The 22,181-nt window shown below is 71.8% G+C and carries 18 protein-coding genes and 1 pseudogene; 6 read left to right on the forward strand and 13 right to left on the reverse strand.

Annotated elements, in window-relative coordinates; all coding sequences use genetic code 11:
* Nucleotides 1-484: 484 nt before the first annotated feature.
* From uvrC to rsgA, 4 genes are all read right to left on the reverse strand, one after another.
* Complete coding sequence (uvrC, locus tag ACIBF8_RS11400) at nucleotides 485-2,473, reverse strand: excinuclease ABC subunit UvrC (RefSeq protein ID WP_396782494.1); 1,989 nt, start codon at nucleotides 2,471-2,473, stop codon at nucleotides 485-487.
* Nucleotides 2,474-2,788: 315 nt separating this feature from the next.
* Nucleotides 2,789-3,271, reverse strand: a complete 483-nt coding sequence (locus ACIBF8_RS11405) for a Rieske (2Fe-2S) protein (RefSeq protein ID WP_396782495.1) — start codon at nucleotides 3,269-3,271, stop codon at nucleotides 2,789-2,791.
* A gap of 201 nt (nucleotides 3,272-3,472) precedes the next feature.
* A complete protein-coding gene (gene uvrA, locus ACIBF8_RS11410) occupies nucleotides 3,473-6,418 on the reverse strand; it encodes an excinuclease ABC subunit UvrA (protein ID WP_396782496.1) in 2,946 nt (981 codons plus the stop codon).
* A 190-nt stretch (nucleotides 6,419-6,608) separates the two neighbouring features.
* Nucleotides 6,609-7,679, reverse strand: coding sequence for a ribosome small subunit-dependent GTPase A (gene rsgA / locus ACIBF8_RS11415; protein WP_396782497.1), 1,071 nt, complete (start codon nucleotides 7,677-7,679; stop codon nucleotides 6,609-6,611).
* A 180-nt stretch (nucleotides 7,680-7,859) separates the two neighbouring features.
* Here rsgA and ACIBF8_RS11420 point away from each other — a divergent pair, with 180 nt between their 5' ends.
* On the forward strand, nucleotides 7,860-8,576 hold the full coding sequence (locus ACIBF8_RS11420) for a maleylpyruvate isomerase family mycothiol-dependent enzyme (protein ID WP_396782499.1): 717 nt from the start codon (nucleotides 7,860-7,862) through the stop codon (nucleotides 8,574-8,576).
* A 7-nt stretch (nucleotides 8,577-8,583) separates the two neighbouring features.
* Nucleotides 8,584-9,237, forward strand: coding sequence for an MBL fold metallo-hydrolase (locus ACIBF8_RS11425; protein WP_396782501.1), 654 nt, complete (start codon nucleotides 8,584-8,586; stop codon nucleotides 9,235-9,237).
* Nucleotides 9,238-9,424: 187 nt separating this feature from the next.
* Here the strand turns inward: ACIBF8_RS11425 and ACIBF8_RS11430 are convergent, their stop codons facing one another.
* Nucleotides 9,425-10,033 carry a DedA family protein gene (locus ACIBF8_RS11430; RefSeq protein WP_396782503.1) on the reverse strand — a complete coding sequence of 203 codons (609 nt, stop codon included), beginning with the start codon at nucleotides 10,031-10,033 and terminating at the stop codon, nucleotides 9,425-9,427.
* Between the two features lie 103 nt (nucleotides 10,034-10,136).
* Entirely contained in the window at nucleotides 10,137-10,820 is a 684-nt protein-coding gene (locus ACIBF8_RS11435) for a class I SAM-dependent methyltransferase (protein ID WP_396782505.1), read from the reverse strand.
* Nucleotides 10,821-11,013: 193 nt separating this feature from the next.
* Between ACIBF8_RS11435 and ACIBF8_RS11440 the strand changes: the two genes are divergently transcribed.
* On the forward strand, nucleotides 11,014-11,217 hold the full coding sequence (locus tag ACIBF8_RS11440; RefSeq protein ID WP_007072071.1) for a cold-shock protein: 204 nt from the start codon (nucleotides 11,014-11,016) through the stop codon (nucleotides 11,215-11,217).
* Between the two features lie 48 nt (nucleotides 11,218-11,265).
* Here ACIBF8_RS11440 and ACIBF8_RS11445 read toward each other — a convergent pair whose 3' ends face one another.
* From ACIBF8_RS11445 to ACIBF8_RS11465, 5 genes are all read right to left on the reverse strand, one after another.
* Nucleotides 11,266-12,549 carry an MFS transporter gene (locus tag ACIBF8_RS11445; protein ID WP_396782507.1) on the reverse strand — a complete coding sequence of 428 codons (1,284 nt, stop codon included), beginning with the start codon at nucleotides 12,547-12,549 and terminating at the stop codon, nucleotides 11,266-11,268.
* A complete protein-coding gene (locus ACIBF8_RS11450) occupies nucleotides 12,546-13,121 on the reverse strand; it encodes an ArsR/SmtB family transcription factor (protein ID WP_396782508.1) in 576 nt (191 codons plus the stop codon). The genes ACIBF8_RS11445 and ACIBF8_RS11450 overlap by 4 nt, the downstream gene beginning before the upstream one ends.
* Before the next feature lie 101 nt (nucleotides 13,122-13,222).
* On the reverse strand, nucleotides 13,223-14,095 hold the full coding sequence (locus ACIBF8_RS11455) for a hypothetical protein (protein WP_396782509.1): 873 nt from the start codon (nucleotides 14,093-14,095) through the stop codon (nucleotides 13,223-13,225).
* Between the two features lie 158 nt (nucleotides 14,096-14,253).
* Complete coding sequence (locus tag ACIBF8_RS11460) at nucleotides 14,254-15,933, reverse strand: CocE/NonD family hydrolase (protein ID WP_396782511.1); 1,680 nt, start codon at nucleotides 15,931-15,933, stop codon at nucleotides 14,254-14,256.
* A 3-nt stretch (nucleotides 15,934-15,936) separates the two neighbouring features.
* Complete coding sequence (locus ACIBF8_RS11465) at nucleotides 15,937-16,452, reverse strand: MarR family winged helix-turn-helix transcriptional regulator (RefSeq protein ID WP_396783095.1); 516 nt, start codon at nucleotides 16,450-16,452, stop codon at nucleotides 15,937-15,939.
* 215 nt (nucleotides 16,453-16,667) lie between these two features.
* On the opposite strand from ACIBF8_RS11465, the pseudogene ACIBF8_RS11470 reads away from it, so the two are divergent.
* Nucleotides 16,668-16,853, forward strand: a pseudogene (locus tag ACIBF8_RS11470) (MMPL family transporter); the annotation flags it as partial.
* A 5-nt stretch (nucleotides 16,854-16,858) separates the two neighbouring features.
* Here ACIBF8_RS11470 and ACIBF8_RS11475 read toward each other — a convergent pair.
* Nucleotides 16,859-17,746, reverse strand: a complete 888-nt coding sequence (locus ACIBF8_RS11475; RefSeq protein WP_396782513.1) for a transglycosylase SLT domain-containing protein — start codon at nucleotides 17,744-17,746, stop codon at nucleotides 16,859-16,861.
* Nucleotides 17,747-17,780: 34 nt separating this feature from the next.
* Complete coding sequence (locus tag ACIBF8_RS11480) at nucleotides 17,781-19,199, reverse strand: DedA family protein (RefSeq protein WP_396782514.1); 1,419 nt, start codon at nucleotides 19,197-19,199, stop codon at nucleotides 17,781-17,783.
* A gap of 133 nt (nucleotides 19,200-19,332) precedes the next feature.
* Here ACIBF8_RS11480 and typA point away from each other — a divergent pair, with 133 nt between their 5' ends.
* A complete protein-coding gene (gene typA, locus ACIBF8_RS11485; protein WP_396782516.1) occupies nucleotides 19,333-21,201 on the forward strand; it encodes a translational GTPase TypA in 1,869 nt (622 codons plus the stop codon).
* A gap of 112 nt (nucleotides 21,202-21,313) precedes the next feature.
* Nucleotides 21,314-22,174 carry a serine hydrolase gene (locus tag ACIBF8_RS11490; RefSeq protein ID WP_396782517.1) on the forward strand — a complete coding sequence of 287 codons (861 nt, stop codon included), beginning with the start codon at nucleotides 21,314-21,316 and terminating at the stop codon, nucleotides 22,172-22,174.
* Nucleotides 22,175-22,181: the final 7 nt, after the last annotated feature.

The following is a 22,181-nucleotide window of genomic DNA, read 5'->3' on the forward strand; positions in this document are numbered from 1 at the left end:
CGAACTCAACGGACGACCACGCCAAACCCTCGACTGGCAGAATCCAGCCGAGGTACTCCACAAACACCTGGTTGCAACCGCCGCTTGAAACCGCCGCCGGGGACACCCCGACATCACGGAACACGAGTCGATCACTCCCGGCTGCGCCGTTCGCGCACTCAACCCGGTCTCAACTGGGGCAGGGCGCACGGACCGGCCCGGACCGGGGCACAGCACCGCACGGACCGGCCCGGACCGGGGCACAGCACCGCACGGACCGGCCCGGAACGGGGCACCGCACCGCGCAGACCGGCCGGAACGGGGCAGAGCACCGCACGGACCCGACCAGCCCCGCACAACACGCCGCGCGAACCCGCCCCGCGCACGAATCGGCGTGATCGACTCGCGTTCCCGGAAACCGCGGTGTCCCGCACCGCGGGGACACCCCGACATCATGGAACACGAGTCGATCATGCTCGGCTGGGCTACGAGGCGAGGAGCGTGCTCAGGTGCTGGGCTTCGCCTCCGCGCCGTCGCCGGCCTTGGTGTCCTTGTCGAGGGCGGCCAGGATTGCCTCGGCGGTGCGCCGACCCACCCCCGGCACCTCGGTGATCTCCTCGACCGTTGCGGCCGACAGTCGCTTGAGTGAGCCGAAGTGCCGCAGGAGCGCCTTGCGCCGCACCTCCCCGAGGCCGGGCACCTGGTCCAGCGCCGACTCGGTCATCCGCTTGGAGCGGCGCTGCCGGTGGAAGGTGATGGCGAACCGGTGGGCCTCGTCCCGCACCCGTTGCAGCAGGTAGAGACCCTCCGAGGTGCGCGGCAGGATGACCGGGAACGCGTCGTCGGGGAGCCACACCTCCTCCAGCCGCTTGGCCAGACCGCACAGGGCCACATCGTCGATGCCCAGGTCGGCGAGGGCCTGCGCGGCGGCTGCGACCTGCGGGGCACCGCCGTCGACGACGACCAACTGCGGCGGGTACGCGAATTTCCGCGGCCGCCCGGTGGTCGGATCGATCAGGACGCCGACCTGCGGCTCGACCGCGTCCTGTGGGGCGGCCGGGTCGTCGGCCGACTCGACTCCCACCTCGCCCGTCTCGGCCCGGGCGTCCAGGTAGCGGGCGAATCGCCGCCGGAGCACCTCGGACATCGCGGAGAGGTCGTCGGTGGCGCCCCGGACGATGAACCGCCGGTATTCACTCTTGCGGGGCAGCCCGTCCTCGAAGACCACCATGCTGGCGACCACGTCGGTGCCCTGGATCTGGGAGATGTCGAAGCACTCGATGCGCAGCGGCGAGGTGCTCATGCCCAGCGCCTCGCTGATCTCGTCCAGTGCCTTGCCCCGGGTGGTCAGGTCACCGGATCGCTTCAGCTTGTGCCGGGCCAGCGCGTCCTTGGCGTTGCGCTCCACCGTCTCCATCAGTGAGCGCTTGTCGCCACGCTGCGGCACCCGCAGCGACACCCGGCTGCCCCGGTGGTCGGAGAGCCAGTCGGCCAGCGCGTCGGCGTCCGCGGGCAGCTCGGGCACCAGAAGCTCCCGAGGTACGTCGGCCTCGCCGTGCTCGCCGCCGTACACCTGGGTGCAGAAGTGGTGAACCAGGTCGCCGGTGGTCAGGTCCTCGGTCTTCTCCACCACCCAGCCGCGCTGGCCGCGGACCCGGCCGTCGCGGACGTGAAAGACCTGCACGGCCGCCTCGAGCGGGTCGTCGGCGAACGCGACGACGTCAGCGTCGGTGCCGTCGCCGAGCACCACGGTCTGCTTTTCCATGGCCCGACGGAGCGCGGCCACGTCGTCACGCAGCCGGGCGGCCCGCTCGAACTCCAGTTGCTCGCTCGCCTCGGTCATCTCGCGTTCGATCTTGCGGACCATGGTGTCGGTGCGCCCGGCCATGAAGTCGCAGAACCCGTCGACGATGGCCCGGTGCTCCTCGGCGGAGACGGTGCCGACGCACGGCGCCGAGCACTTGCCGATGTAGCCCAGCAGGCAGGGACGCCCGACCTGGCCGGCCCGCTTGAACACCCCGGCGGAGCACGTCCGCGCGGGGAAGACCCGCAGCAGCAGGTCGAGGGTCTCCCGGATGGCCCAGGCGTGCGAGTACGGACCGAAGTAGCGCACACCCTTGCGCTTGGCGCCGCGCATCACCTGCAGCCGCGGATACTCCTCGTCGAGGGTGACGGCCAGATAGGGGTACGACTTGTCGTCGCGGTAGCGGACGTTGAACCGCGGATCGTATTGCTTGATCCAGGTGAACTCGTGCTGAAGCGCCTCGACCTCGGTGCCGACGATGATCCAGTCCACCGACTCGGCGGTGGTCACCATCTGCCGGGTGCGCTCGTGCAGGTTCCAGATGTCGCCGAAGTATGAGTTGAGCCGGCTGCGCAGGTTCTTCGCCTTGCCGACGTAGATCACCCGGCCGGTGCCGTCGCGGAAGCGGTAGACCCCCGGAGACTCCGGGATGGTGCCGGGTGCGGGACGGTAGGTCGAGGGGTCAGCCACGCCAACAAGCCTAGTCCGCAGCACCGACAGCCCACCGCAGGCGCGTGATCCACTCGCCTTCGCGGATGTCGGGGTGTCGGCAGGCCGCGGACACCCCGACTTCCTAGAACACGAGTCGATCAAGCGGCCGGACTAGGGCGGACCGCCAAGCCGGGCCGGGCGGACCGCCAAGCCGGGCCGGGCGGACCGCCAAGCCGGGCCGGGCGGACCGCCAAGCCGGGCCGGGCGGACCGCCAAGCCGGGCCGGGCTGGCGGGGGCGGGGGCGGGGCGGACCAGGCCGCGCGCCGACAGCCTGGGACAGGCCGGGCGGGCCGTCAGGCGAACGAAATCTGGTCGCCGACCACCTTGACGGGCTTCGGGGGCAGCGGCTTGGTGGCCGGACCAGCCTTGACCGACCCGTCCTCGATCGAGAACTTGCTGAAGTGGCACGTGCAGTTGATCGTGCCGCCGTCGACGTTCGTCACCGGGCAGTTCTGGTGCGTACAGATCGGGCTGAAGCCCTTGAACTGGCCGGCGGTGGGCTGGGTGATGACCACGCCCTCGGCGGCGAGGATCTTGCCGCCACCGACCGGGATGTCGGCGGTGGTGGCCAGCGACTGAGCATTCTGCCGGTCGCCGCCGCCTGCGTCACCGGTGCTGGGCACGGCGGGACCACCACTGGTCGGTGCGGCGCTGCCACCGCCGTCTTCGCTGCCGCAGGCAGCCAGAACGACGGCCGCGCCGACCGCCCCGACGCCGGTGAGCAGGGTACGACGTGTCTGCGTACCCGAACCGGTCAGCGCCTGATCGTCACTCATGCCTCGCCTCTCTCTCGCCCGCTGCGCCGGCAAGAAACCGGCCACACTTCTCCACACGGGCAACTGTGCCGGATGGTTCATCGCGGCATCCGTCCGACCCGGCAAATGGGGCGGGGCGGGCCGTAGTTCGACCCGCCCCAACGGACACGCACGCGACCCGCCAGTAGCGCCGAGCGCAACCTGCCCCGGGGAGGGTCGGGGTCAGCGCGCGCCGGCCGGCACCTTGCGGCTGGCCCGCGTCTTGGTCGCGCCGTTGGCCTTGGCGGCCCGGGTGGTGGCGGCAGCCGCACCCTTGGCCGCGCCGTCGAGCTTGAGCACCTGACGCAGGAACTCGCCGGTGTGGCTCTCCGCCACCTCGGCGACCTCCTCCGGGGTGCCGGTGGCGAGCACGGTGCCGCCCCGGTGGCCGCCCTCCGGACCCATGTCGATCAGCCAGTCCGCCGTCTTGATCACGTCGAGGTTGTGCTCGATGGTGATCACCGTGTTGCCCTTGTCGACCAGCCCTTCGAGCACCATCAGCAGCTTGCGGATGTCCTCGAAGTGCAGACCCGTGGTCGGCTCGTCGAGCACGTAGACCGTCCGCCCGGTGGAGCGCTTCTGCAGCTCGGAGGCGAGCTTGACCCGCTGCGCCTCACCGCCGGAGAGGGTCGGCGCGGGCTGACCGAGGCGTACGTAGCCCAGGCCGACGTCGACGAGCGTCTTGAGGTGCCGGTGGATGGCCGGGATGGCGGAGAAGAACTCGGCGGCCTCCTCGATCGGCATCTCCAGCACGTCCGAGACGGTCTTGCCCTTGTAGTGCACCTCGAGGGTCTCCCGGTTGTACCGGGCGCCCTTGCAGACCTCGCAGGGGACGTACACGTCGGGCAGGAAGTTCATCTCGATCTTGATGGTGCCGTCACCCGAGCACGCCTCGCAGCGCCCGCCCTTGACGTTGAAGGAGAACCGGCCCGGGCCGTACCCGCGTACCTTCGCCTCGGTGGTCTCGGCGAAGAGCTTGCGGACGTGGTCCCAGACGCCGGTGTAGGTGGCCGGGTTGGAGCGCGGCGTCCGACCGATCGGCGACTGGTCCACACCGACGACCTTGTCCACATGCTCCAGACCGGAGACGCGGGTGTGCCGGCCGGGCACCAGCCGGGCCCCGTTGATCTGGTTGGCGAGCACCGCGTAGAGGATGTCGTTGACCAGCGTCGACTTGCCCGAGCCGCTGACCCCGGTGACCGCGATCAGCTGGCCCAGCGGGAACGAGACGGTCAGGTTGCGCAGGTTGTGCTCCCGCGCGCCGTGCACCACCAGCTCCCGGGCCGGGTCCTGTGGGCGGCGGCCGGTCGGCGTCGGGATCGACCGTCGACCGGACAGGTACGCCCCGGTGATCGACTCCTTGTTCTTCAACAGCGCCGGCACCGAGCCGCTGTGCACGATCTTGCCGCCGTGCTCGCCCGCGCCGGGCCCGATGTCGACGATCCAGTCGGCGGTGCGGATGGTGTCCTCGTCGTGCTCCACCACGATCAGCGTGTTGCCCAGCCCACGCAGCCGGATCAGCGTCTCGATCAGCCGGTGGTTGTCGCGCTGGTGCAGGCCGATCGACGGCTCGTCGAGCACGTAGAGCACCCCCACCAGGCCGGAGCCGATCTGGGTGGCCAGCCGGATGCGCTGTGCCTCACCGCCGGAGAGCGTGCCGGCCGGGCGGTCCAGGGACAGGTAGTCCAGGCCGACGTCGAGCAGGAACCGCAACCGGGCGTTGATCTCCTTGAGGACCCGCTCGGCGATCATCTTCTGCCGGTCGGTCAGCTCGATGCCGGCGAGCAGGTCGGCGCACTCCCCCACGGACAGGTTGCAGACCTCGGCGATGCTCTTGCCGGCCAACGTGACCGCGAGCACCTCGGGCTTGAGCCGGGCGCCGCCGCACGCCGCGCACGGCACGTCGCGCATGTAGCCCTCGTACTTGTCGCGGGACCACTCGGACTCGGTGTCGGAGTGCCGGCGCTCGATCCACTGCACCACGCCCTCGAAGCCGGTGTAGTAGGAGCGCTCCCGGCCGTACTTGTTGCGGTAGCGCACGTGCACCTGGTCGTCGGAGCCGTGCAGGATCGTCTTCTGCGCCCGCGCCGGCAACGCCCGCCACGGCGTGTCGATGTCGAAGTGCTGGGCCTCGCCGAGCGCCTCCAACAGGCGCAGGAAGTATTCCAGGTTGTGCCCGGTGGACCAGGGCTGGATGGCGCCCTCGCGCAGGCTGCGCTCCGGGTCGGGGACCAGCAGCTCCGGGTCGACCTCCTTCTTGGTGCCCAGGCCGGTGCACTCCGGGCAGGCGCCGTAGGGCGCATTGAAGGAGAAGACCCGGGGCTCGAGATCCTCGATGGCGAGCGGGTGGTCGTTGGGGCAGGCCAGGTGCTCGGAGTAGCGGCGCTCCCGGTCCGGGTCGTCCTCGGGCAGGTCGACGAAGTCGAGCAGCACCAGGCCACTGGACAGACCCAGGGCCGCCTCGACCGAGTCGGTCAGCCGCTGCTTGGCGCTCGGCTTGACGGTGAGCCGGTCGATCACCACCTCGATGGTGTGCTTCTCCTGCTTCTTGAGCTTCGGCGGCTCGGTCAGCGGGTGCACCACGCCGTCGACCCGGGCCCGGGCGTAACCCTTGGCCTGCAGCTCGGCGAAGAGGTCGACATATTCGCCCTTGCGGCCGCGGATCACCGGGGCGAGCACCATGAACTTGGTGCCCTCGGTCATGGCGAGGACCCGATCGACGATCTGCTGCGGGCTCTGCCGGGAGATGCGCTCGCCGCAGACCGGGCAGTGCGGCTCACCTATGCGGGCGTAGAGCAGACGCAGGTAGTCGTAGACCTCGGTGATGGTGCCGACGGTCGACCGCGGGTTACGCGAGGTGGACTTCTGGTCGATCGAGACGGCCGGGCTCAGGCCCTCGATGAAGTCGACGTCGGGCTTGTCCATCTGGCCGAGGAACTGCCGGGCGTACGACGAGAGCGACTCGACGTAGCGGCGCTGCCCCTCGGCGAAGATCGTGTCGAAGGCCAGGCTCGACTTGCCCGACCCGGACAGCCCGGTGAACACGATGAGAGCGTCCCGGGGCAGGTCGAGACTGACGTCACGCAGGTTGTGCTCGCGCGCGCCACGGATAATCAGTCGGTCGGCCACGGTGCGTGTACTCCCGGGAGAAGACGAAGCAAAGGATCTGTCCCGCTCTGGGTGGTCTTGAGCGGTCGTGCGGGCGCGGAAAACACGCCTCGGCAACTCTAGCCCCGAGGTATGACAGTTTCCCCCGCCCGCACATTCCCCCAGCTCAGCCCGGTCGGCCGCGCGGTCGGACGTCGGCCGCGAACCCCGGTCAGTAGCCCCCGGGCGCCGGCGGACGCGCCGCCCGGCGCCGCGCCGAACGCCACCCGCCACGCCGTTCCGCGGCCACCCGCGCCTCCCGCCGGCGGCTCTCGTGGGCCACCTCGCCCTGCAGCCGCCGCCAACTCTCCCACCGACGGGGGGAGAGCTCACCGCTGTGCAGCGCATCCCGGACCGCGCAGGCGGGCTCGCCGTCGTGACCGCAGTCGGCGTACCGGCAGCCCTCGGCCAGCCCGGCGATATCGGCGAACGCCCGGTCCAGCCCGGCCGCGCCGTCCAGCAGGCCCACCGCCCGGACACCGGGCGTATCGATCACCGCACCCCCACCGGGGATGGGTACGAGGGCCCGCCAGGTGGTGGTGTGCCGACCCTTGCCGTCGACGCGCCGGATCGCCTGGGTGGGCATCATCACCGCCCCGACCAGGGCGTTGACCAAGCTCGACTTGCCAGCACCGGACGGGCCGAGCAGGCCGAGCGTGCGGCCGGGCACCACCTCGGCGCGCAACGGGTCCAGCCCGACGCCGCGTTCGGCGCTGACCGGCAGCACCGGCACCCCGGGGGCGACCGCGGCCAACTGGCGGGCCAGCGCGGTCGGGTCGGCCGCCAGGTCCGCCTTCGTCAGCACGACCAGTGGCCGGGCCCCGGACTCGTGAACCAGGGAGAGCAGCCGCTCGATCCGGCCCACATCCGGCTCGGGGTGCACCGGCTCCACCACGGCGGCGGCGTCGAGGTTGGCGGCCAGCACCTGGCCGCTGGCGTCCTTGCCGGCGGTACGCCGGATCAGGGCGGCTCGCCGCGGCAGCACCGTCTCCACGGTGACCCGGCGGTCCGGCCAGTGGGTGAGCAGCACCCAGTCCCCGGCGCAGGGCAGTGCGGACGGATCCGGCGCGGCGGCGGCGAGCACCGCCCCGCCCAGGCTGGCCCGGACCGGGCCGGTCGTGGTGAGCACCGTGCAGACCCCCCGGTCCACCCGGGCCACCCGGCCCGGCTGGTGCTCGCCGCGTCGCGCGTCGTACGCCGCCCGCTCGGCGTCCCAGCCGAGGGCGGTCAGATCGATCGTCATGGCATCCTCATCGGTGTCGACGGTTGGTGATGGCGGAACACGCGTGCCACGTCCGGCATGATCACCACCTCCGTCCGATGTCCCGGTGCCGCGTCTGCCGCTGACGGTAGGTGGCGCGCCGACGCGCCGAAAGCGATTTCCCCGGCGACGGCGCGGGCGGCGGACCGCTAGGGTCGACGGGTGACCACGGATCCGCTGCTGCTGATGGGCGAGGTGGACGCGGCCACCAGCCGACTACTGCGTACCGCCGCCTCTTTCGACGCCGCGGACCTGGCCGCCGCGTCGCTGCTGCCGGGCTGGACGCGCGGCCATGTGCTGGCGCATCTGGCGCGCAACGCCGACGGCTTCGTCAACCTGCTCACCGCGGCCCGCACCGGGGCGGCGCTGCCGATGTACGCCTCGCTGGAGACCCGCACGGCGGACATCGAAGCCGGTTCCGGCCGGCCACCGGCCGCGCACCTGGACGATCTGCGACGCACCGCGGACCTGTTCTCCGAGGCGGTCGCGGCGATGCCGGCCGAGGCCTGGGCCGCGACCGTGCAGGCGCGTAAGGGCCCGTGGCCGGCCGCGCTGCTCGTCTGGGGCCGCCTGCGGGAGATCGAGGTGCACCACCTCGACCTGGCCGCCGACTACCGCGCCGCGGACTGGTCGGACACATTCGCCCACCGACTGCTGCGCGAGGCGGCCAGTCATCACGGCAACGGGCCGACACCGCCGTCGATGGTGCTCCGCCTCGACGGCAGCGGGCACGAGGTGGTGATCGGGGATCGCGGTGGCGCCCCGATCGTCGCCGGTCCCGTCTCCGACCTTGCCGCCTGGCTGATCGGCCGCGCCGACGGCGCCCCGCTCTCCGTCACCCCCGACGGCCCCCTGCCTACTCCACCGGAATGGATATAGAGACCTCATGACATACAGCGGAGACGTCACCCACGGCGGAGCGCCGGCGGTTCGGGAGCTGGACGGGCTGACCATCAGCAAGCTGTCGGTGGGCCCGATGGACAACAACGCCTACCTGCTGCGCTGCACGAGCACCGGTGACCAGGTGCTGATCGACGCCGCCAACGAGGCACCCCGCCTGTTGGACTTGATCGGCGACGGCGGGCTCACCGCCGTGGTGACGACCCACCAGCACATGGATCACTGGGTGGCGCTGGAGGAGGTCGTCGCCAAGACCGGCGCCCGCGCGCTGGTGCACGCCGACGACGCGGCGGGGCTGCCGATCGAGGCGGAGCGGCTGGCCGACGGCGACACGGTGGCGGTCGGCGACTGCGCGCTGGAGGTCATCCACATCACGGGGCACACCCCGGGCTCGATCGCGTTGCTCTACCGCGACCCGGCCGGCACCCCGCACCTGTTCACCGGCGACAGTCTCTTTCCCGGTGGGGTGGGCAACACCGACAACGACCCGGAGCGCTTCGCCGCGCTGATCAGCGACGTCGAGCACAAGCTGTTCGACCAACTGCCGGACGACACCTGGTTCTACCCGGGCCACGGCAAGGACAGCACCCTCGGCGCGGAGCGCCCAGCCCTCCCCCAATGGAAAGCCCGAGGCTGGTAACCCACCACCAATCCAAGAACACCAACCGCTGACCGTTGACCACGAAGATCTAGACCCACCGACGGCGGCGGCACCTCCGCACGACCCGGAACCACCACGGGGGCGGGGGCCCGCCGTGCCCGGCACAGGGATCAAGCCTGACCGCCCGGAGCGCGCCCCCGTGCCCCCGTACCCCCGCAGAAAAAGCTCAGCCAACGACCGAGAACAACCGCCGCCGCGCCCCCAGCAACACGACGGAAGCCAGCACCAGACCAACCCCCATCGTGACCAGCAGCGGGCTGGGGCTCCCCGGCAGCAGTCCGGCCACCGACCGGGACGCGGCGCCCAGGGCGAGGTAGAGACCGGCCCAGGCGGCCGCGCCGAGCGTCGCGCAGCCGAGGAATCGGCGGTACGACATCCGCAGCCCACCGGCGGCCAGCGGCAGCAGCGCGTTGAAGACGGGCAGGAACGGCGCGACGACCATCATCCGGCCGCCTCCACGTCGGAGGATTCCTTCCGCCGCCACCCAGCGGGTCTCGCCGATCCAGCCACCGACGCGGCTGTGTCGGAGTCGTTCGGAGTAGCGGCGGCCGATCAGGAAGCTCATCGACCAGCCGGCCAGGCAGCCGACCAGCACCGCGGTGAAGGTGGCCAGCCCGGTGGTCGGGCGGCCGACCCCGACCGCGGCCAGGATCGCGACGTCGCCGGGGATCAGGACACCCAGCAGGGGTACGGCGTCGAAGAGCATGACGAGCCCGAGGGCCCCCATCAGCAGCAGAACCGGTAGTTCTCCGATCTGGGTCAGCCATTGCGTCATGCGATCACGCTAGGACCGCCGCACCACTTCGGACATCGGGTCGTAGCCCCCAGTGCCCCCTGGTATCCGCCTCGGGGTCGCCCCTGAGGCGGGCCCCCCGGGTTCAGCGGGGTCGCAGCACCTGCACGCGGCGGAGTGACGAGTCGACCGACGGTTCGGTGGTGGGCACCGGGTAGTCGGCCAGCACCGTCAGGCGGTCCGCCGGCAGGTGCCCCCGGCCAGGGTCGCCGACCAGTACGTCGGCACCTCCGGCGGCGGCCCGCTGCAGGAACGGCAGCATCCGGTCGGCCATCGCGCGGTCGTAGAAGACGTCACCGGCGAGGACCAGGTCGGCTTTCGTTTCGGTGCCGTCGAGCAGGTCGTCGCCGGTGGCGTCGACGGCCACACGGTTGGCCCGCGCGTTCAGGGTGACGGCGGCGACGGCGTACGGGTCGATGTCGTTGGCGATCACGTCTGCGGCGCCGGCCAGCGCGGCGGCGATGGCCACCAGTCCGGACCCGGCGGCGAGGTCGAGCACCCGGCGACCGGCGGCCAACTCCGGGTGGTCCAGCAGGTGTCGGGCCAGGGCCTGCCCTCCCGGCCAGGCGGACGCCCAGTACGGCGCGGGCAACGCGTGCCCGGCGGCGGCTTCCATCCGAGACCACCAGACGATGGCGTCCTCGGCCAGGTACAGCCGCACCTCGGGGACGAACGGGGTGGGCGTCAACCGGAGCCGGTCCAGACCGGAGCCGGGCGCGTCGATCTCGCGTTCCAGCTCGGTCAGCGCGTCGGCTGCGGCACCTGTCATCGGCGCAAGCATGCCCCAGCGGCGGTTGGTCGGGGCGGGTTTCGCATGCCGCCGCGCAGAGTTCACCCGACTTCACCCGAAGACCTACGGCACTTCGGCCAGCGGATCGGGGTTTTGCCCGTTACTGTCGAACAGGTACGGGCGATCATCGGCCAGAGGCCGAGGGTCAGCCGCTTTGAACAGGGAGAGATGCATGGCAACCGGCACGGTTAAGTGGTTCAACTCGGAAAAGGGCTTCGGCTTCATCGAGCAGGACGGCGGGGGTCCGGACGTGTTCGTCCACTACTCCGCCATCGCGACGAGCGGCTACCGGGAGCTCAACGAGGGCCAGAAGGTCGAGTTCGAGGTGACCCAGGGGCAGAAGGGTCCGCAGGCGGACAACGTCCGCCCGATGTAGCTCCGTGCCGGTGACGGCGGCCGGTCTGCGGCCGCCGTCGCAGTGCACTCAAGACGCCACCGGGGCGGCGGGCAGGTCCCGCCGCCTCCGGATTGGCCCGATCAACAAAATCAACGGAGTGAGCGCCAGCCAGGCGGTCATCACTCCGATTGCTGTCCCAGCGCCGTAACGTGCGCCGATCGCGCCTGCCAGCACGGCTGCCAGCGGGATCGTGCCGTAGTTGAGCAGGTGCATGCTGACCGTCACCCGGCCCAGCAGGTGGTGCGGCGTGTACGTCTGCCGGAAGGCACCTTTGACAACGTTGCCGATGGCCACCCCGAGGCCGATCAGCAGACCACCGAGAGCCGGCCAGGTCAGCCCGATGCCGGGCGCGGCGAGCGGGATCAGCAGCGCGGGCGGGCCGGTGAGCAGCGCCGCGATCAGCAGGGCCCGCGCGGTGCCGCAACGCCGGGCGAGCGTGGTGGCGAGGAGTGCTCCGATGATCCCGCCGGCGCTCATCACCCCGACCAGCGCGCCGACCAGACCCGGTTCGAGACGCAGCTCGCGGACCAGGAAGACCACCAGGACGGCCTGGTAGCCGGTCAGCCCGATGTTGCTGGCCGCGCCGAAGACGGTGAGCGCCCGCAGGTACGGGTCCCGGATGACGAAGCGCAGCCCCTCGGTGATGTCCCGGCGCAGCGACCGGGAGCGGCTCGATCGGCGTACGCGTGGTTCGCGGGTGCGGATCCGCAGCAGGAGGACCGCGGAGAGCAGGAACGTGAGCGCGTCCAGCAGCAGCGCGGCGACGGCGCCGGTGAGCTGGGCGATCAGGCCGGCGAGGCCGGGCCCGACGACGTAGCTCACGGTCTGGGTCGCCTGAAGCTTCGCGTTGCCCTCCGGCAGTTGCTCGGCTCGCAGCAGCACCGGCAGGTAGACCTGGTCGGCGGTTTCGAAGAAGACCCGCGCGGCGCCCGCGCTGAGGGCGACCACCAGCAGTTGCCCGACGGTGAGCCAGTCCAGCAGGGCGGCCAGCGGCACGCTGAGGAAGGCCGCCGCGCAGAACAGGTCGCAGATCACCATCACCGGTCGGCGGGGTAGTCGGTCGACCCACGCGCCGGCCGGCAGGCCGATCAGCAACCAGGGCAGCCAGGCCGCGGCGGTGAGCACCGCCACCTGGAAGGTGCCGGCGTCGAGGACGGCGACCGCGACCAGCGGCAATGCGACCGTGGTGACGTTGCTGCCGACGCTGCTGACCGCCTGGCCGGCCCAGAGCAGCCGGAAGTCACGGTGCCGCAGCAGCCCGCCGGTCGGCCGGGTTTCGGTGGGGCCGCTGCGGGTGGCGGTGGTGGTCACGGGCGGGCCGGTACGCCGTGGACGAACACGAAGACCGGGCGACGGTCCGCGTCGTCGTCGGGCAGGTCACGGTCGGCCCAGCGCGCGAGGAGATCGATCATCTCGCGGCTCAGCTCGGCCAACTCCTCGGGCGTGAGGTGCAGCCAGTGGTCGGTGGAGAAGGGCGCGTCGTTCCAGGTGGCCTGAATGGTCTCGTCGGCGGCGTGCCAGGCCCGCGCGAGGGCGACGTGCCGGTCCAGGTTGAGCGAGGTGGCGGCGTCGGCGACCGCTCGGGAGGCCGGGTCGGCGTCGAAGTCGGCGTTGGACCAGCGCAGCCCTCGGGTGACCAGGCGCCACCACCGCTCGCGTCGGTCCCGGGCCAACTCGGGCGCCTCGGTGACCAGGTCCGCGGCGGCGAGCACCTTGAGGTGGTGACTGACGTTCGCGGGGGCCTGGTCGGTGCGCTCGGCGAGCAGGCCGACGGTGGCGGGCCCGTGCACCTTGAGCACGTCCATCAGCCGCCGACGCAGCGGGTGGGCCATGGCGGCCAGCACCCGGGAATCGGTGATCTGGCGTACGTCGGGGGTGTCCATGCGGACAGGATCGCACTCGCAACAGCCGTTGTGCAACGTCTATTGCATAAGAACTGTTGCCCAAGAGGGGGCGGCCCGGCGGCTACGGGCCGCCCCCCCGCTCAGGCGGCCAACCGGCGCGCCAACTCGTCGGCGACCTGCTTGGCCATGGTGGGTGGGATGGCGGCGGCGATCTTCTCCGGCGTCAGCGAGGCCAGGACGCCCTGCACGATCGCCGGCTCGTCGGTGAAGTCCCGGTTCGAGAACGCGGTCAGCGCGGTCTGCAAGGCGCTCACCTGCGCGGCGATCGACTTCAGCGTCGGGTGCGCCGGGGTGTAGTTCGGGACGGTGACGTCTTCACCCATCGCCATCCGGGTGTAGATCTGCCCGACCGGGTTGCGGCCGTCCAGCACGGTGAGGTTCTTGTGGACGGTCGCGAGCCAGTTGTGTTCTTCGGGGGTCATGTCGTCCTCCAGGAGTCCGATGGAGCTGAGGTAGCGGCGGAACAACGGCCGCTGGTCGCGACCCGCCTTGATGGCGTCGCGGAAGAAGCTGAAATGGGTGTGCCAGCGGTGCGAGCTGTCACCAGTGGTGCGCTTGCCGAGACGGTCCCACCGCTTCACCGTGGTGCCGTCGGGGCTGTAGATGATCTCGCGGATGTCCCGGGTGTCGGCCGCGTTCGCCGCGCACTGCGCGACGCACCAGATCGAAAAGGTGGGCAGGGTGTTGTTACGACCACCCGAGCGGACATTGAACTGGCCGACGTCCAGCGCCGCCGCGTCGAGGGTCAGCCCGGCCCGGTCGCGGGGCGACTCGACCACCGAGTAGTCGTTGGGGACCACCCGGTCCGAACCACAGTGGTAGCCGCCTCGGTGGGCCGAGTCGCCGACGATGCCGACCTCGCCCGGATCGAGGTCGTCGGGCCCAGGGGCGTTGTCGAGGTGGGTGAGGAGCAGGCTTCGGACGGCCAGGAGATTAGCCGGGGCCCGGGTCATGGGGTCCCCCTTTCCGATGAACGGGGGCCGGGCACGACATCACACCGCGTACGCGGTGCTGGGCTTTGGACGGGCCCGGCCTACTGGTGCACGGCGCCGGGCGTTGACTCCACCATAGCCCGCGTTTCCGGCAAACGCCCAGGTCAGGAAGGGTCCGTTCAGAATGGATACTCAGGCGGGGCAGAGTGGACGATCGGCAACACCAGCGCCGAGGGGTACGCCGGGTCGTGCAGAACCTGCCGCCAACCGGCACGCAGCGTCACCGCCGTGCCGAGGGGTTCTCCCGTGCCGGGGTTTCGGGCCCACCGCGGATGGGCGCCACCGCAGACCTGCACACGCAGTCGGTGCCCGGTGGCGAACCGGTAGGCGGTCGGCCACAGCGGCACCGGAATTCGCAGCACCCCGGCGAGGTCGGCCGGGAAGCGCTCGGGTGTGACCCGCACCAGACCGTCGCAGACGTTCCACGAGCGACCCCGACGGTCCACATCGCAGAGCCGGACGAAGACGTCCAGGTGCGGCAACTCGCTGCGGACGTGGATCTCGGCGCGTACCGGGCCGGTCACCTCGAGCGGCCCGGTCAGCGGGGCGCTGGTGTAGGTCAGCACGTCGGAACGGGCCTCGACGGGCCGGTTGTCCACCGGGCCGGCCCGCTGGGCGACGAGCAGTGGCCCGCCCACCGACGGAGTGGGGTCGGCGGGATCGTAGCGGAACTCGTCCGGCGTCGACGCGACCGGGGGGCGTACCGCCAGCTCACCGCCGGCATGCAGGTGCCAGGCGGTCTCGACCGCCGGCGGTGGCCAGTCCGGCAGGTCCCGCCAGCCGCCACCGGCACCACTGACGTACAGCCGAACCGGCGCGACGGCGGGCCGTGACCGCCCGCTCGTCGGTGGCCCGGTCGGCAAGTGCTCGTCCAGCCAGGTCAGCCCCTCGCGCAGCGCGGCCACGAACAGTCCGGGGCTGCCGTGCGTCCACGGGCCGATCACCAGGCGCCGCGGTGTGCCGGCGGCGCGCAGCACGGCGTGGTCGTCGAGCTGGGCGGGCAGGAAGATGTCGTGCCAACCGGTGACCATGACCACCGGCGCCCGCACCCGGGCGACCCGGTCGGCGAAGACCCGGGTGCGCCAGTACGCGGCCTGCGGGGTGTGGTGGCGCAGCCACTCCTGAAAGAACGGGATGGTCACGCCGGTGGCCACCCGGTCGGCATCGGTCAGCGGCAGATGCTCCAGCGCGGCGGCCAGCCGGGGCTGCCCGCGCTTGAGCTCCCACTGCCGGGCCAGCCACGGCACGGTCTGCGCGTGCAGCAGCTCCGCCCAGGTCAGCACCGTGTCCAGGGCGAAGGACTCCCCCGCGTACGTCGAGTCCCGGGTGGCCGAGGCGGTGACCACCGCGACCATCGCGCGCAGCTCCTCGTCGGCGTCGGCGGCCAGCGCCCACTGCGCGAAGCCCTGGTAGCTGACCCCGAACATGCCCAGCTGGCCGGACCACCAGGGCTGGCGACGCAGCCAGTCCAGGGTGTCCAGACCGTCGTCGCGCTCGTGGACGAGCGGGGCGAACGTCCCACCGGAGCCGCCGGTGCCCCGGCACGATTGGATCACCGCGTGTCGACCCCGTGCGGCGAGCAGCCGGCCGAGCAGCCGCAGTGGTCCACCCCGGCCGTAGGGGGTGCGGATCAGCACGGTTGGCGCGTCCTGGACGCCCGGGGCGTAGTGATCGGTGCGCAGCAGCACACCGTCGCGGGTCCGGACCGCACGGTCGCGGGTGACCCGCACCGGGCCGGGGCGGGTCGGTGCCAGGCGCAGCGCGGCGCTGGCGAGGCGGGCGACGAGCCGGTCCGGCACCGCTCAGCCCGTCGGGCGGCGGGGTGGCTCGGGCCGGGCGGCGCGCACCGCGTCCCGGTGCCCGCGCAGCGACTCGCTCATCTCCGCCATGAACCGGTGCACCACCTCCAGCTCGTCCTCGCCGAAGCGGGCCATCACCGTGTCGGTACGGGCGCCCAGCGGCTGGAAGAACTCCATGGCCAGGGCGGCGCCCTGGTCGGCGTAGTGCAGCAGCACCTTGCGTCGGTCGACGGTGTCCCGGTCGCGCCGGATGTGCCCGGCCCGTTCCAAGCGGTCGATCAGGGCCGTGACCGAGCCCGAGGAGAGGTTCAGCTGTTCACCGAGACGGCCTGGGGTGATCGGCTCACCGAGCAGCTCGGCGTCCGTCACCGCGATCAAAGCCTGTAGGTCGGTGGGGTTGAGGCCGTGCAGGTTGGCGAAGGCGTGGCCGACCTGCTGGGCGTCCACCGAGTACCGCCGCAGGTTGTTGGTGATCTCCGCGACCAGCTGCTCGCGGCGCGTGTCGCGCCGCCGGTACATGCCGTGAGTCGCCACCTCGTGCCGCTCTTCCCGTCGTCGGTTCCGGGTTGCAGCATAGAGCAGCCGTCGATAATCTCGACTATCAAGATACTTGCCTTTCGAAAGACCTGGGGTCAGCCACGCCCCAGCCGGACAACGCGGCACCGGTCTCCGCCACCGGCCTGTCCGCCCGGTGGCAGTCGACCCAGGTGCAGCGCCTACCGGACCAGTTGCCCGCCCGCAGCGCCGGCACCCGCGACGGGATGCTCTCCGCCCTGCGGGTCACCGGCGGCGTGATCACCAGCGCCGGAGTCCTGCTCGCCGCGGTCTTCGCCGTGCTCGGTGTGCTGCCGCTGATCACGTTGACCCAGATCGCCATCATCGTCTGCATCGGTGTCCTGCTCGACACCCTGCTGGTCCGTCGAGGTCAGTAGTCCAGGCAGACGCACTCGCTCATCAGCGCCCGCACGTTGCGCACGTACGACGGGTTGGGGATGGTCAGCGGCTTTCCCTCCTGCGCCACCGCCCCGTGCCCGAAGTTGTACGCGGCGATGACCGCGTTGAGCAGGCAGGAGTTCAGCTCGGCGGTGCACAGGGCCGGGTCGAGACGGAAGTCGGACTCGAAGTACATGTCACCGATGTACTTGGTCGCCCAGGCCAGGTAGGTGGCGCCGAGGTAGGCGTTGTCCTGGTAGGCGTCGATCTCGTAGCTCTTCTCGAACCGCTGGTTCATCCAGGTCGCGGTGGCCGGCATCACCTGCAACAGCCCGACCCCGCCGTCGCAGGCGTAGATGTTGGACTGCCAGCCACTCTCCTGCCAGGCGGTGGCCTTGAGCAGGTTCAGCGGGATCTTGATGTCCGGTGCGGAGACCGGCCAGTAGGTGCGGTCCGCCGCGTTCGTCAACGCCGCCTTCACCGCGGCCCGACTCGCCTGGGTGCCCTTGTAGCTCGGCTTGCAGGAGGTCGGCGCCGGCTTCGGCGGCGCTGGCGGGACCTCGGTCTCGGTGGGCGGCTTCGCCACCGCGCGCGGTTTCGGCGCCACGCGGGTCGGCTTCTTCGCCGCCGCCGCCGTCGCCGTCGGCGTCGGGGTCGCCCGGGACGTCGGCGCGGCGCCCATCGACTCCACGGCGCTCACCGACGGGCTGGGCTCCCCGCTGACCTCGTCGGCCGGGGCATCCGTCGGCGCGTCGGTGACGGCGACCGGCGCGGCCAGGTCCTGCGGGCTCTCCCCCTTGGCGGCGCAGCCGACCAGCGCGCTCGCCAGCAGGAGCCCGGCGAGCACCGCGGCGCACCGCCGACCGGTCTGTCGCACCATGCCCGTGCCTCCCCCGTTTGACCGTCGCCGCACCCTAGCAAGGCTCGACCGGCCGGCGGTGCCCCTTCGACGGCCGACGGGCCTGCTCCACCGGCGGCTCGCGGTCCCCCACCGCCCGGTCCCGGGTGGCCCAGGCCACCACGAACACCACCGTCCAGAGCACCCCGAGCAGCACCGCCGCGGCGGTCCCACTCGCCGTCTCCAGACCGAGATAGAGCCGCGCGCCGCCGATCCCGAGCACCCCGGCCGCGGCGGTGGTCCAGGCGGCCACCGCCACCGGCCACCGGGCGCTGCGCGACACCAGCCAGGCCAGGGTGCAGAAGCTCGCCGCGACCACCGCGTTCTGGGTCGACAGCGCGGCCACCTCGCCGCCGCCCGGGGCCGTCCCGTTCGGGCCGGTCAACTCGGCCACCACGGCCAGCACCACGAGCGGCACGAACGCGCCAACCGTGCCGACCACGCCGAGCAGATCCGCCCGCCAGGGCCGGTTGCGCCACGCCAGCACCGCCGCCACCAGCGCCACCAACAGGATCAACACCGACCCTCGTACCACCGACACCACGACCAGGGTGGCCTCGGCGGCATCCGGGGTACGTCGGGCGGCGAACCACCCCGCGATGGCGCCGTCCAGCGCGGCCAGCCCGCTGTTGCGCACCGCCACGGCGAGCAGACCGGCGATGGCGAGCCCGGCGGCGAACAGCAGCACCAGCCCGGCGGCCAGATTGAGCAGCAGCGTCCAGGCCGGGCCGATCCGCATGGCGACCAGGAAGAACAGCACCCCGTAGCGGGCGGTGAGCCAGCGCACCGGGGGCAGCGCGCCCGCGCGGGACAGCAGCGCGCGTACCGGGTCGGGGTTGCGACCCAACCACCGCCCAACGAGCACCACACCCACCAGACCGGCCAGCAGCAGCAGCGCCACGCCGGTGGCCCGGCCGAGCAGCCGGGAGACCGTGTCGTACGACTCACCGGCGAGGTGACCGAGCAGCACCGAGCCGCCCACCCAGGTCACCACCCCGGCCAGGTTCCACAGTCCGAACCGCCGGTACGGCATGCCGGCCGCACCGGCCAGCCGAGGCACCAGGGTCCGGGCGAAGGCCACCCATCGGGCGGCGAACACCCCCCGACCACCGAGGCGGGCCAGCATGGCGTCGGCCCGGGCCCACCGCGCGGGCCCGACCCGGTGACCCAGCCCGGCGCGCAGCCGGGGGCCGTACCGCCGCCCGGCGCGAAAGGCCAGCCCGTCGCCGAGGACCGCCGCGACGATCATCACGAGCAACGCCGGCCCGAGCCGCAAGGTACCGTTGTAGGTGAGGAAGCCGACCAGCAGCAGGGTAGCCTCACCCGGCACGAGCAGGCCGAAGATCACCGCGGTCTCGCCCGCCACGATCAGCGCGGCGACCAGGTAGATCCACTGGGTGGGCAGACCCTGCACCCAGGTCAGCAGGTCGTGCACTCAGGCCCCCGGGACACGGGAGCCAGCATGCCAGCCGGGGGAACCACCGGCACAGCGGTTTCACCATAGATCAGGGGCACCTGGGGGTGACCCCGACGCAGCCTGCGCGAGCGCAGGCGGAAGGATAGAGGGTATGCAGCTTCGCACCGACCTCCGCAACGTCGCCATCATCGCTCACGTCGACCACGGCAAGACCACCCTGGTCGACGCCATGTTGCGGCAGGCCGGCGCGTACGGCGCACGCGGCGAGAACACCGAGCGGGTGATGGACTCCGGGGACCTGGAGCGGGAAAAGGGCATCACGATCCTGGCCAAGAACACCGGCGTGCGGTACCTGCCGGCGGACGGCTCCGACCCGGTCACCATCAACATCATCGACACCCCCGGCCACGCCGACTTCGGCGGCGAGGTGGAGCGCGGCCTCACCATGGTCGACGGCGTGGTGCTGCTCGTCGACGCCAGCGAGGGCCCGCTGCCGCAGACCCGCTTCGTGCTGCGTAAGGCGCTGCGGGCCCGGATGCCGATCATCCTGGTGATCAACAAGGTGGACCGCCCCGACGCCCGGATCAAGGAGGTCGTGGACGACACCTACGAGCTCTTCCTCGACCTGGACGCCGACGAGGAGCAGATCGACTTCCCGATCGTCTACGCCTGCGCCCGCGACGGCATCGCCTCGCTGACCCAGCCCGCCGACGGCTCGGTCCCCGACGACAGCACCTCCCTGGAGCCGCTGTTCCGCACCCTGCTGGACACCATCCCGGCACCCGCGTTCGAGGACGGCGCGCCGTTGCAGGCGCACGTCACCAACCTCGACGCCTCGCCGTTCCTCGGCCGGCTGGCGCTGTGCCGGGTCCGCCAGGGCACCATCAGCAAGGGCCAGACGGTGGCCTGGTGCCGCACCGACGGCAGCACCCAGCGGGTCCGCATCTCCGAGATGCTGATGACCGAGGGCCTGGAGCGCAAGCCGGCCGAGACCGCCGGCCCCGGCGACATCATCGCCGTCGCCGGCATCCCGGAGATCATGATCGGTGAGACGCTGGCCGACATCGAGAACCCGGTTCCGCTGCCGCTGATCACCGTCGACGAGCCGGCCATCTCGATGACCATCGGCACCAACACCTCGCCGCTGGTCGGCCGGGTCAAGGGCTCCAAGGTCACCGCGCGGATGGTCAAGGACCGGCTCGACAAGGAGCTGATCGGCAACGTGTCGCTGCGGGTGCTGCCCACCGAGCGACCGGACGCCTGGGAGGTGCAGGGCCGCGGTGAGCTGGCGCTGGCCATCCTGGTCGAGCAGATGCGCCGGGAGAGCTACGAACTGACCGTCGGCAAGCCGCAGGTCGTCACCAAGGAGATCGACGGCAAGACCTGCGAGCCGGTCGAGCGGCTGACCATCGACGCGCCCGAGGAGTACCTCGGCGCGATCACCCAGCTCCTCGCCACCCGCAAGGGCCGGATGGAGCAGTTGGTCAACCACGGCACCGGCTGGATCCGGATGGAGTGGCTGGTCCCGGCGCGCGGCCTGATCGGCTTCCGCACCGAGTTCCTCACCGACACCCGGGGCACCGGCATCCTGCACCACGTCTTCGAGTCGTACGAGCCGTGGTTCGGCGAGCTGCGCACCCGCAACAACGGGTCGCTGGTCGCCGACCGGGCCGGCGCGGTCACCGCCTTCGCGATGATCAACCTTCAGGAGCGCGGCCAGCTCTTCGTCGAACCCACCACCGAGGTGTACGAGGGCATGATCGTCGGAGAGAACTCCCGCTCCGACGACATGGACGTCAACATCACCAAGGAGAAGAAGCTCACCAACATGCGGGCGTCGACCTCCGACGAGACGGAGAAGCTGATCCCGCCGCGCAAGCTCTCCCTGGAGCAGGCGCTGGAGTTCTGTCGCGAGGACGAGTGCGTCGAGGTCACCCCGACCGCGGTGCGCATCCGCAAGGTGGTGCTCGACCAGCAGCAGCGCGGCCGGGCCGCCGCCCGCCGCAAGCACGCCGGCTGACCACCGCAGCACCCGGCGACGGGCGCGTCGGCCGCTTGCGGCCGGCGCGCCCGTCCGTTTCCCGCCACGGGTACGCGATCCCGCCCACCCGTGATCCGCTACGGTCACCGGCATGACCTGGGATGATCTCGACGCCCACCTGGACCGGGTGCCCGGCACCGTCTCGGCGTACGTGGGCCGGCTGGACGCGCCACCCACCTGGACCCGTCACCCGGACGCCACCCACTACGCCGCGAGCACCATGAAGGTGGCGGTGCTCGCCGCACTGCACCGCGCCGCCGAGGCCGGCACCCTGGAGCTCGACGCCCCGGTCCCGGTCGTCAACGACTTCGACTCCGCCCAACCCGGCGCACCCCGCTTCGGCTGCGCCCAGCCCTACGACAACGACGACGCCGTCTGGGACCGGCTCGGCGACACCGCGTCACTGCGCTGGCTGGCCGACCGGATGATCGTGCGCTCCAGCAACCTCGCCACCAACCTGGTTCTCGGACACGTCGGGCTGCCCGCGGTCGCCGACGTCTGGGCACGCGCCGGAGCCCGAAACAGCGTCACCGGCCGCGGCATCGAAGACTTCGCCGCCCGCGAGGCCGGCATCACCAACACCGTCACCGCCGCCGACCTGGCCGCCCTGCTCGGCGCGCTGGCCACCGGGACCACCACCCCCGGCCGGCTCGCCTCGCCGAGCGCCTGCACCGCCATGCTGGACGTCCTGTTCGCCCAGGAACACCGCGAGGACCTGGCCGCCGGCCTGCCCGAGGGCACCCGCGTCGCGCACAAGAACGGTTGGGTACGCGGCGTCCGCCACGGCGTCGGCGTGGTGCTGCCCGACGACGCCCCGCCGTACCTGATCGCCGTCTGCACCACCACCGACCCGGCCGACGGCACCGCCGGCGGCGACCAGGTGGAGGACGACGCCTGCCTGCTGATCGCGCACATCTCGGCGCAGGTCTGGGCCGCCCGCCACCAACTCTGACCCGGCG

It is taken from the genome of Micromonospora sp. NPDC050276 (assembly GCF_044459545.1).
Lineage (GTDB): Bacteria > Actinomycetota > Actinomycetes > Mycobacteriales > Micromonosporaceae > Micromonospora.